10 protein-coding genes and 1 pseudogene are annotated in these 11738 nt (G+C 37.0%); 6 read left to right on the top strand and 5 right to left on the bottom strand.

The features are described from left to right. Positions 1-202: 202 nt before the first annotated feature. The 4 genes from glyA to pyrB all read right to left on the bottom strand — a co-directional run bounded on the left by glyA (position 203) and on the right by pyrB (position 3762). Positions 203-1483 (bottom strand): serine hydroxymethyltransferase, encoded by a 1281-nt coding sequence (gene glyA, locus K8V80_RS07620; protein WP_276776686.1) that lies wholly within the window; start codon positions 1481-1483, stop codon positions 203-205. Between the two features lie 55 nt (positions 1484-1538). After that, on the bottom strand, positions 1539-2279 hold the full coding sequence (locus K8V80_RS07615) for a porin family protein (RefSeq protein ID WP_006745361.1): 741 nt from the start codon (positions 2277-2279) through the stop codon (positions 1539-1541). A 90-nt stretch (positions 2280-2369) separates the two neighbouring features. Beyond that, positions 2370-2834, bottom strand: coding sequence for an aspartate carbamoyltransferase regulatory subunit (pyrI, locus tag K8V80_RS07610; RefSeq protein WP_006745360.1), 465 nt, complete (start codon positions 2832-2834; stop codon positions 2370-2372). Further along, the gene (pyrB, locus tag K8V80_RS07605) at positions 2821-3762 is read right to left on the bottom strand and encodes an aspartate carbamoyltransferase (protein ID WP_276776681.1); all 942 of its coding nucleotides are present in this window, start codon (positions 3760-3762) and stop codon (positions 2821-2823) included. The genes pyrI and pyrB overlap by 14 nt, the downstream gene beginning before the upstream one ends. Before the next feature lie 219 nt (positions 3763-3981). Here pyrB and K8V80_RS07600 point away from each other — a divergent pair, with 219 nt between their 5' ends. The 5 genes and pseudogenes from K8V80_RS07600 (at position 3982) to K8V80_RS07580 (ending at position 10033) form a co-directional block, all read left to right on the top strand. After that, positions 3982-6309 (top strand): transglycosylase domain-containing protein, encoded by a 2328-nt coding sequence (locus K8V80_RS07600; protein ID WP_276776678.1) that lies wholly within the window; start codon positions 3982-3984, stop codon positions 6307-6309. After that, a pseudogene (locus K8V80_RS07595) lies at positions 6254-6652 on the top strand (2-amino-4-hydroxy-6-hydroxymethyldihydropteridine diphosphokinase); the annotation flags it as partial. The gene K8V80_RS07600 and the pseudogene K8V80_RS07595, both read left to right, overlap by 56 nt. Positions 6653-6700: 48 nt before the next feature. Further along, positions 6701-7465, top strand: a complete 765-nt coding sequence (gene kdsB / locus K8V80_RS07590) for a 3-deoxy-manno-octulosonate cytidylyltransferase (protein WP_276776688.1) — start codon at positions 6701-6703, stop codon at positions 7463-7465. 15 nt (positions 7466-7480) lie between these two features. Continuing rightward, complete coding sequence (locus K8V80_RS07585) at positions 7481-8770, top strand: M16 family metallopeptidase (RefSeq protein WP_276776675.1); 1290 nt, start codon at positions 7481-7483, stop codon at positions 8768-8770. A 108-nt stretch (positions 8771-8878) separates the two neighbouring features. After that, on the top strand, positions 8879-10033 hold the full coding sequence (locus tag K8V80_RS07580) for a phosphatidylinositol-4-phosphate 5-kinase (protein ID WP_006745356.1): 1155 nt from the start codon (positions 8879-8881) through the stop codon (positions 10031-10033). Between the two features lie 437 nt (positions 10034-10470). Here the strand turns inward: K8V80_RS07580 and K8V80_RS07575 are convergent, their stop codons facing one another. Further along, the gene (locus K8V80_RS07575) at positions 10471-10950 is read right to left on the bottom strand and encodes a hypothetical protein (protein ID WP_276776672.1); all 480 of its coding nucleotides are present in this window, start codon (positions 10948-10950) and stop codon (positions 10471-10473) included. Positions 10951-11493: 543 nt separating this feature from the next. Here K8V80_RS07575 and K8V80_RS07570 point away from each other — a divergent pair. Further along, positions 11494-11682 carry a hypothetical protein gene (locus K8V80_RS07570; RefSeq protein ID WP_006745354.1) on the top strand — a complete coding sequence of 63 codons (189 nt, stop codon included), beginning with the start codon at positions 11494-11496 and terminating at the stop codon, positions 11680-11682. The last annotated feature ends 56 nt before the right edge of the window (positions 11683-11738 follow it).

The following is an 11738-nucleotide window of genomic DNA, read 5'->3' as shown; positions in this document are numbered from 1 at the left end:
TTACGTGATTATTGCATCCAGTGCATAAAAATAGATTTACTCCGACACCGATATGATAAGAACATGTCGGTGTCATCGTATCATCATGTCGGTGTCATGATGATACGATGAGTTAGTCAAACTGATACTTTAGAGTACTAAAAAAGGCTGTCTAAATCAATATTAGACAGCCTTTCTTTTTATTTTAATATGAGCCGTTTGCCTAGTAAGCAAAAATAGGATAGTCTGCCATTAGTTCGTTAACACGGTGTCTAACTTCTGCTATCTTAGCTTCATTATCTACATTAGATAATACTTTTTCAATTAATTCTGCAATCTCTACCATTAGGTTTTCTTTTGCTCCACGAGAAGTGATAGCTGGTGTACCAAGACGAATACCTGATGTTTGGAATGCCGAACGAGAGTCGAATGGAACCATGTTCTTGTTTACTGTAATATCAGCTTCTACAAGAGCTTTTTCTGCTACTTTACCTGTCAAATCTGGATATTTAGATCTAAGGTCTACAAGCATAGAGTGATTGTCTGTACCACCCGATACAATATCAAAACCTCTCTTCATTAATTCTTCTGCTAGAACATGAGCATTTTTCTTAACTTGAGTTTGGTATTCTTTGAACTCAGGGCGAAGTGCTTCACCAAAAGCTACTGCTTTAGCAGCAATAACGTGTTCAAGTGGACCACCTTGTGTTCCTGGGAATACAGCAGAGTTAAGAATCTGCGACATCATCTTCACTTCACCTTTACGTGTTTTTTCACCCCAAGGATTTGGGAAGTCTTTTCCTAGTAAGATAACACCACCACGTGGTCCTCTTAATGTCTTGTGAGTTGTAGAAGTTACTACGTGAGCATATTTTACTGGGTTATCTAATAATCCAGCAGCGATGAGGCCAGCAGGATGTGCCATATCTACCATAAAAATAGCACCTACTTTATCTGCGATTTCACGCATACGTTTGTAATCCCATTCACGAGAATAAGCAGAACCACCACCTACGATTAATTTTGGTTTTTCAGCAATAGCCAATTTCTCCATCTCATCATAATCGATTAGTCCTGTTTCTTTGTTCAAGTTGTATGCTATAGGAGTATACATAATACCTGAGAAGTTTACAGAAGAACCATGTGAAAGGTGACCACCATGATCTAGGTTTAATCCCATAAATTTATCACCTGGTTTTAGGATTGCAAAGAATACTGCAGTATTTGCTTGAGCTCCAGAGTGTGGCTGTACGTTTGCCCACTCAGCTCCGAATAGTTTTTTAAGACGGTCAATAGCTAGTTGTTCGCTTTGGTCTACAAACTGGCAGCCACCGTAATATCTTTTACCAGGATATCCTTCGGCATATTTGTTAGTCAAGCAAGAGCCCATAGCTTCCATTACTTGTTCACTTACAAAGTTTTCAGAGGCAATTAACTCAATGCCTTTTAGCTGGCGTTGGTGCTCTTTCTCAATAATCTCAAAAATTTCAGTGTCTCTTTTCATTGTTTTGATTTAAATAGTAAAAGAATAATAAGTTAATAAAATTGTTATAGTAGCGTTAAAATATTACACCTAGCGAAAAGCTAAGCATATGATCTCTTCTATGAAGTTTTATTTCGCCTTGTGATAGATTCTTATCACTTTGAGAAATGGATACATTGCGCATACCATCATAATCTACTCCTTTGGAGATATTATGAAGGATTTGTTCGTATCTAAAATCAAAGAATATTTTAGAGATATAAACGGCTATACCCGCTGTTAATCCAAAATTAATAGGATAAAAGTCTTCATCTATATTCAATTGGTCAAAGTTGGTATATTCCATTTTACTTTTAGATTCCCAAAAATATCTTATTTTGGGTCCAACAAAGAAAGACATACCATATATATCTTTTTTTATAAAGTTGTACCCATAAAGAATGGGGATTTCTATACTGTGCATTCTTGAATTGATAGAAGCATAATCGGGCGTAAAACCTTGTTGCTTTTCGCCATGCTTCTCAAAGGTAATTTCACATTTGTTGATGCTATAAACAAGTTCTGACTGGATATAATGTGATTTCATATTGTAGCGCATAAAAAAGCTACTTGCATAACCCACTTTATAGTTGTTTTGTACTTGTTTTATCTTTACATCTCCCATGCTGAAATTGGATGTCATGAAGATGGTTGATGTAAACCCTGTTTTTACTCCAAAATTTAATTTCTTATCTGCATAAAGAGTTGATATGGCACTTTGACTATAGAGTGCAATAGATAAGGGGAGCAAGAGTAAAATTAAGAGTACTCGTTTCATGTTTGTTCAGTGTTTATATCAACCAAACCAAAAATACCTATTTAAAAGGAAGAAAACAAAATTTTGCATTTCTATCCTTAGTAAATATTTTTACTCTAGTATGACGAAATCTTCTCTGTTTTGTTCTTTCTCGCAGTAGTGGCATTTTATGATGCAGTTTTCTTTGTCTACCACATGAAAATGAGTACTCATTGGTTCATTATTGGTGATGCATTTAGGATTGGCACACTTAACAATTCCTATTAACTTATTGGGCATATTGACTTCTCGCTTTTCAACTACTTCATAATCTTTGATAATGTTTAGTCGGACATGAGGTGCAACTATAGATATCTTATTAATCTCGTCGGCATCAAAAAACTTATTTGCAATTTTAATGATTCCCTTTTTGATTAGTTTTTCACTGTTCAGGTTGTTGCCTATTGTGATTTTTTCTTGAATCTTGTCTAGCTTCAATATGCTAACTACAGTAAATAATTTATCAGAAGGAATATGGTCTATCACTGTTCCATTTTCGAGTGCTGCTACCGATAATTTAGCTTTATCTTTTTTCATAATTCTCAATATCTTCTATAGTTATACCTAATACATCACAAAGAATAGCTTCACGGGCATAAAGTCCATTTTTTGCTTGTTGGAAATAATATGCTTTTGGATTATCATCTACATCATAAGAGATCTCTTTTACGCGAGGTAGAGGGTGGAGTATGCGCATATTAGGTCGAGAGTTTTCGAGCATACTATTGTGGAGGGTATATGCGTTTTTTACTCTTTCGTATTCGAGCATATCTGTGAATCTTTCCGATTGCACTCTAGTGATGTATAAAATATCGGTATCAGAGATTGCTTCTTCGTCAAAAATAGTATGTTCTTCGAAAGAAATACCATTCTTTTTACAATAGATCTTGTATTCTTCGGGCATGCGAAGCTCTTCGGGAGAAACAAATTTAAAATGTGGATTGAAGTGGCGCATTGCCATGAGGAGGGAGTGGACAGTTCGACCATATTTGAGGTCGCCAACGAGAGTAATATTAAGATTTTCTAGGGATCCTTGTGTCTTGCGAATAGAGTAGAGGTCGAGCATGGTTTGGGAAGGATGTTGGTTGGCTCCATCTCCAGCATTGACAACGGGTATCGGGGCTATTTCTGCTGCATACCGTGCAGCTCCTTCCAGATGATGCCTCATCACTATAATATCTGCATAATTACCAACCATGGTGATGGTGTCTTTTAGGCTTTCTCCTTTGGCAGAGCTAGATGATTTGGGATCGGTGAAACCGATGATTCTTGCTCCTAGGCGATTGGCTGCTGTTTCAAAACTTAGTCGAGTTCGGGTGGAAGGTTCAAAAAATAAGGTAGCTACTACTTTATTCTCTAACAAACGACGGTTGGGATTTTCTTCGAATTTACTTGCCATATCCAAGAGGTAGAGAAGTTTCTCTTTGGAGTGTTCAGCAAGACTTACTAAACTTCTATTATCCATTAGGTTCTTTTTAAAAGTAAAATACCATTGTTTGGATTGTAAAGGTATGTAAAAAGCGGCTGATTTACAACGTGAAATCTATTAAGTTTCGTTATATAAGGAGACCATCGGTCGATTATCTTGTGAAACAGAAAGTTTTATTTTAATTTTGTATGGTTAAACATCAGGCTACTTGTCTGAAGAAGCTAGATTTACGAAAAGTATTACATAATATAGTATATGAAAAAGTTCATCATTGGACTGTGGGTACTCTTTTTATTGGGTGTGGCTGCAGTTTTTGTATTATTTTATTCCATTACGAAAGGATGGATAGGATACATGCCGCCCGTAGAAGATTTAGAGAACCCAAATTATAAATTTGCTACACAAATTATTTCCGAAGAGGGAGAAGTATTAGGTACTTGGTCATTGAGTACTGAAAATCGTGTTTATACTACTTACCAAGAACTTCCTCAAAACGTGATAGATGCACTAATTGCAACTGAAGACGTTCGCTTTTATAAGCATTCGGGAGTTGATTTAAAAGCTTTGGTACGTGCCGTTATTAAGCGGGGTGTATTGCAACAGAAGAATGCAGGTGGAGGAAGTACTATTTCCCAGCAGCTTTCTAAGCAGTTGTTTTCTCCTCGTGCTGATAATGTGATGGAACGTCTTTTCCAAAAACCAATTGAATGGGTAATTGCTGTTCAGCTTGAACGTTATTATACCAAAGAAGAAATTCTTACGATGTACCTTAATAAGTTTGATTTCTTGAATAATGCCGTAGGTATTAAAACAGCTGCTCATACTTATTTTGGTAAAGAACCTTTGGATTTGACTGTAGAAGAGTCGGCTACACTGGTGGGTATGTGTAAAAACCCTTCCTTATATAATCCTTTACGATTTAATGAAAGATCAAAAGGCAGACGTAACACGGTACTCAACCAGATGCGTAAGGGTGGATACATTACAGCTCAGGTATGCGATTCTCTTGAAACTTTACCCTTAGAACTAAACTATCATCGTGTTGACCATAAAGAAGGATTAGCTACTTATTTTAGAGAATATCTTCGTGGTGTGATGACGGCCAAAGAGCCCATAAAGAGTAATTATAGAGGTTGGCAGATGCAGAAATTCTACGAAGACTCTGTAGCTTGGAGAAACGATCCACTCTTTGGATGGTGTGAAAAGAATCAAAAGAAGAATGGAGAAAACTATAGTATTTATACGGATGGTTTAAAAATATACACTTCTATTAATGCAAAAATGCAAACAATAGCTGAAGAAGCTGTGCGTGAGCATATAGGCGAATATTTACAACCCAACTTCTTTAAAGAGAAGAAAGGTCGTAAAAAAGCTCCTTACTCTAATAAATTAGATCAAGCTGATATTGATAAAATATTGTGGCGTACTGTACGTCAAACAGAGCGTTACCGATTGATGAAACAAGAAGGTGCTTCGGATGCTGAAATCAAGAAGGCTTTTGATACGCCCGAGCGTATGTCTGTATTCTCATGGGATGGTGAAATTGATACATTGCTAAGCCCTATGGATTCAATACGCTATTACAAACATTTCTTGCGTACAGGCTTTATGGCGATGGATCCATTAAATGGTCATGTAAAAGCTTATGTGGGTGGACCCAATTACACCTATTTCCAATATGATATGGCTATGGTAGGACGTCGTCAGATTGGTTCTACGATCAAGCCTTTCTTATATGCTTTGGCTATGGAAAATGGGTTTACTCCTTGCGATCAAACCCGTAATGTACAACAAACATTGATGGATGAAAATGGGCGACCATGGACTCCTAGAAATGCTTCACGAGGTAGAGTGGGCGAGATGGTTACCCTCAAATGGGGATTGGCAAACTCGAACAACTGGATTTCTGCTTACCTGATGGGTAAATTAAATCCCTATGCTCTCGTTCGGTTGATTCACAACTTTGGGGTACTTAATCAAGATATTCAACCTACTATTTCTCTTGCACTAGGACCAAGCGAAATATCTATAGGTGAGATGGTCAGTGCATATACTGCTTTTGCAAACAAGGGAATACGTGTTGCTCCTCTATTTGTTACTCGTATAGAAGATAGTGAAGGCAATATCATATCCAATTTTACGCCAGAGATGGAAGAGGTAATTAGTGCACGTAGTTCTTACCAGATGCTAGATATGCTTCGTGCTGTAATCAATGAAGGTACGGGTGGACGTGTTCGCCGATATGGCTTTACGGGAGATGCAGGTGGCAAAACAGGTACATCTAATGATAATGCCGATGCTTGGTTTATGGGCTTTACTCCTCAATTAGTAGGAGGCGTATGGGTAGGTGGTGAAGATAGAGATATCCACTTTGATACGATGTTCTATGGGCAAGGGGCAGCAGCGGCTCTACCCATTTGGGTGAAGTTCTTTAAGAAAGTGTACGAAGATAAAGACTTGGGTTATGATATAGAAAAGAGCTTTATCTTTCCCGAAGATTTCGACCCTTGTAAAGATTCAGCAATAGATGAGGGTAGCACAAGTGCCACAACAACAAGTGAACTTGATGAACTCTTCTATTAATTGTCAAGATAGAGAAAAAGATACAGTCTGTATTGCTTGTTTAGGTAGCAATGCAGACTCTTCTTATTATATAAATGAAGCTCGTAAGGAGTTGGCTGTCTTTTGGAATAACATTCAGTTTTCGACACCTCTTTTTACTGAGCCAATAGGCTTGAGCAATCCTTCTTTGTTTTTAAATCAAGTCGCTCTTTTCTATACCACTCAATCTTCTGATGAAATTATTCGTCTTTTTAAAGAGATTGAGAATAAACTGGGTAGGAATAGAGCAGATAAAGAGCATATTACGCTAGATATTGATTTGATACAATATGGCAAAAAGGTATTGAAGCCTAAAGATATACAGTACCCTCATGTACAAGAGGGAATACAAGAACTTAAAACAAACAATCATATGAAATTCATAGGAATAATACCAGCAAGGTATGCTTCGACTCGTTTCCCAGCTAAACCCTTGGCTGTGTTGGGTGGTAAGCCTGTTATCCAAAGGGTGTACGAACAAGTTTCGTCTATCTTGGATGATGTTTATGTGGCTACCGATGATGAGCGTATTGAAAAAGCTGTACAAGATTTTGGCGGTAAGGTAATTATGACTTCACCAGATCATCAGTCGGGTACAGATCGATGCTTTGAAGCTTATCAAAAGGTAGGAATAGAGTTTGATGTCATTATCAATATTCAAGGTGATGAGCCTTTTATTCAGAAAAGCCAGATTGAGGCATTAAAATCTTGCTTCTTAGAAGATTCAAAAACGGATATTGCCACTTTGGTTAAGCCTTTTTCTGAACAACAACATACCTTGGAAGATCTTGAAAACCCCAATACACCTAAAGTAGTTGTGGGCTTGGATAACTCTGCCTTGTATTTCAGTCGCTCTGTCATTCCTTACTTGCGAAATATTCCTAAAGAAGAATGGTTGTCTCAACACACTTTCTACAAGCACATCGGTTTATATGCTTATCGTGCGCAGGTGTTGGAGGAGGTGACCGATTTGGCTCAAACTCCTCTCGAGCTTTCTGAATCTTTAGAACAACTACGTTGGCTTGAACATGGATACCACATTAAGGTAGCAGAAACCCATATTGAAACCATTGGCATTGATACGCCACACGATTTGGAACGTGCAGAAGCTTTCTTACAAAAACAACTTAATAAATAAGGATTGGATAAACAAATGAATAGAGCTATACAGCCTACTATACAACCTTTATCTGAACTGCATTTGCCATTGCCTAAACGTAGGAGATTGTCAAATGGAATACCTATTACTATTGTAAAGGTGGGTTCGCAAGAGGTTGTCAGACTTGATATACTTTTTAAAGCAGGTACTTGGTGTCAGAGCCAAAAACTTCAAGCTTTGTTTACCAATCGTATGTTGAGAGAAGGTACAAACAAATTCTCCGCAAAAGAGATTGCCGAGAAACTCGATTTTTATGGTGCGTGGCTAGAGTTATCCTGTGGTGCAGCATACTCCTGCATTACTCTTTATTCTCTTAGTCGCTACTTTCCGCAGACACTAGGTATCTTAGAATCAATGATTAAAGAGCCTATCTTTGATAAAGACAAACTCGAGACAGTAAAAGAAATGAATATTCAGCAGTTTATGGTGAATCAAGACCGTGTAGATTTCTTGGCACATCGTAGATTGCTCAATATGTTGTTGGGAGATACTCATCCTTATGGTAAACTGACGGAGAAAGAAGATTACTCTGCAATTACATCCGATTTACTTCATGAGTTTTTTAATAAGCATTTTCATTCCAATAATTGTCATATCTTTTTAGCTGGAGATGCTACAGAAGCTAACCTCAAGGAAGTAGAAAAAGCCTTTGGTTTAAAACCTTTTGGTGCTCATGAAAATAAACCCACAGAGTGTCCTACTCCTATATTTACTCCATCAAAAGAGGATAGAGGGTTTATAGAGAAAGAAGGATCCGTACAAAGTGCTGTTTGCTTGGGTATGCCCACATTAATGAGAACTCATACTGATTACCTGAAGTTTAGGGTAGTACTTACTATCTTGGGAGGGTACTTTGGTAGTCGACTCGTTACTAATATCCGTGAAGAAAAAGGATATACCTATTATATAGGGGTAGATATGACTCATTATCCCTTTAGTAGTTTTCTTATTATTCATACGGAGTGTGATAACGAATATGTAAAACCTTTAATAGCTGAGATTCACCATGAGATAGATCGTCTGCAACAAGAACCGATTAGTGAAGAAGAGCTTCTCAAGGTAAAGAACTATATGATTGGGGAGTTGTGTCGTAATTATGAATCGGCTTTTGCTGTAGCAGATGCCTGGATGTTTGCTTTTACCACAGGCGTTGACGATGATTATTTTCAGCTTTCTCTGGAGGCAATAAAAGCTGTAACCGTTGCAGAAGTTCAAGAACTATCTCAAAAATACTTATGTAAAGAGAATTTAAAAGAGGTGATTGCAGGTGAAAAGATATTATAAACCTGCTGATTTCTTATTGCTTTCTTTAAATATATTATATATTTGAAAAATATAAACACAGCATCGATTCTACACAGCCGCTGTAAATCAGGACAAAAATAAATAATAATGAAATACCTATATTCTTTCTTATCTCTATCACTATTGCTGTCGGGGGGTGTTATAGCACAATCCAAATCAGGCTTTTTTACAAAATTGCGTGATAAGTTCAGCACAGAGATATCTGTAGGCTCTTTCGCTTATAAAAATGGAGGAATCTATTTTGGTGAGTTAAAAGGAAAGAAACCAGATGGATGGGGAAAAACGATATATAAGAACGGAGATATTTACGAGGGTGAATATGCTCGTGCAGACCGTCATGGATATGGTGTGTACAAACGCCTAGATGGTGAAAAGTATGAAGGGGAATGGAAAAATGACAAGCAAAATGGCTGGGGCAATTTCTATTTCTTAAATAATAATCACTATAGTGGTGAATGGAAAGACAATAACCAAGAAGGTGAAGGCACTATGTACTATCACAATGGCGATCGCTATGTAGGTTATTGGAGTAAGAACAACCGGGAAGGTGAAGGAACCTATACCTGGCTCAATGGTGCCGAGTATAAGGGGCAGTGGAAAAATGATAAGAAAGAGGGCTATGGCTCTATTAAATGGGACGATGGCTCTTCTTATGAAGGTACTTGGAAAAACGATGCTCGTAATGGCCGTGGTACTTTTATCTATCTTCATGGAGACAAATACATTGGTGACTGGGTAAACGATGTTCAGCATGGTAAAGGTGTTTATGAATTTAGCACGGGCGATCGTTACGAAGGAGCTTATGTTTATGGCGAACGTACAGGTAGAGGGGCTTATTACTATGCCAATGGCGATAAATACCAAGGAGAGTTTAAAAAAGGTATGCAAGATGGTGAGGGTACTTTTACTTGGGAAAATGGTTCTATTTACGAAGGTCGTTGGAAAGATAACAACAGAGAAGGACATGGTAAATACAAGTGGAGCAATGGCGATACCTACGAAGGAAACTGGAAGGATAATCAGCCCAATGGCAAAGGGGTGCTTCGCTTAGTTAGTGGCTCTGTTTATACGGGAGATTTCCTTAATGGACTAGAAGATGGTCAGGGTGTGCTTGTTGATGCTGATGGTAATCGCTCAGAAGGTACATTTAAAGAAGGGAAAAAAGACGGTGATTTTACAGAAACAGATGTCAAAGGAAATGTGACTAAAGTTACTTATGTAAAAGGACGTCGCAGACAATAGAAACACATACATTTTAATTATATTTTCATAGGGCTATCTAAGTATTTTAGGTAGCCTTTTTTTTGATTTTTACCTCTGTGAAATAGATCGGATATCTTTTATTCTAAAAAGAGAGAAAGCGGCTGATTCTCTTGTAGATAAGTCTGTTTTCTTGAAACTGTATTCTAATTATGACACCGACATGATGATACGATGACACCGACATGCAATCATCATGTCGGTGTCAGAGTGGGTAAACGTCTCTTTCAAAAAAACGTATTTAGTCGATACCTATTTTAGTCTTTTTTGGGGGTGGAGAAGTAGCTGAGTCTATAATCGGTTTTACCTTGTTGGGCAAGATATAAAAAGACCTACTTAAGTGTGTTAAGTAGGTCTTCTTATGCTTTATTGTATCAAGTATCAGTTTTTTAAACAAGAAAGCTTAAAGATTATTATTTTTACAATGTATTTCTATATCTTTTATGAATGCCATAAAGAGTAGCCGAAATGAGCAGTAGGATGCCCATTACTATATAATCTCTCATGTGCATAGTATCACCTTGTACATAACCTATAAAATACCATGGAATGGTGATAAATAGTACGGTAGATATCGCTTTGGTATTTTTTGATAAGCAGTATTGAAAGTATGCTTTGTCAAAATCCTTTTGCTCTTCTTCTGAATATTCTTCTTTGTAATCTTCTTTTTGCCTAAGATACTTCTTACGATACTGATATCCGATAAAAAACCAGATTCCAGACCATAAGAAAAATAAGAAACCCATACCCGAAAGTCTGAGTCCATCACTTGTTAATAGTGCTTCTAATGGTTTTTGTGTAGCCAATAGTAGCGAGATAATGAGTACATTCCACCCAATCATGGATAGTACACCATACTTTGAACAACTTTTTTTGCTTAAAGTTACTTCTTGTTGCATCTTTACGTTCTTTTCTTCTTAAAAGTTACCTTTTATTTAATAATTCTTGCAAAGAAACATCTTTTTGGCACGAAAGACAAACGATATTGTCCTTATTGTAGCACAAAAGGGATAATGTCGAATTTCATCTACTTATACCTAAAAGGTTACTTTGGTGTTATTTTGTTGTGATTTAAAATTAAAGATTGTAAAATAGTTATAGTTTATAACTTAAACAAGTATTTAAGTAACAATATTCTAAATATATAAGAGCTGTACAGCGGAGTCATGCTTTAAATGAATGTAAGAGGATATTTGTAGTGTTTAGAGTTTGGTGTTGAAGGAGGATAGAGTGGAAGCACGATTTGCTAAAGAATAAGATGGTGATGTATCCTTGGGGAGAGCTGAAGTACTACTAGTTCAGAGAGTGAAGGCTCATAGGTTCCTGTTTCTTTTCCATTTCAATATCTTTAAGCTGAAGTGAAATATCAATTAAGATTGAGGTGAGGGAGCAACATAAAGTCAGCAAAAATGTTATCTTAATAGTAAGAAATGCAGTAGGCTATGAAAAAATCGAAGATCAAAAAGAATTTAGGTGTCGCACTTGCTTTTATAGGATGTTATGCTGCTTTAAGTATATTGGTTATGTTGGGTAGTCCCAATTGGCCACGAACTATCGTCGAAGCCACTCTCTTCGGTATGGGTATTGCTGGAGTAGCTATGTATGTGCGTAGCATTAAGCGTAGTGATTGAGATTCAAGAATGTCACTTCATTATCTTTCTTAAGTTGCTACAATCCATTAACAATT

Origin of the sequence: Bacteroides coprosuis (assembly GCF_020741705.1) — a bacterium.
GTDB lineage: Bacteria > Bacteroidota > Bacteroidia > Bacteroidales > Bacteroidaceae > Bacteroides_E > Bacteroides_E coprosuis.
Note: the sequence above shows the minus strand (reverse complement) of the source record. Positions and strands in the feature narration are given on the sequence as shown.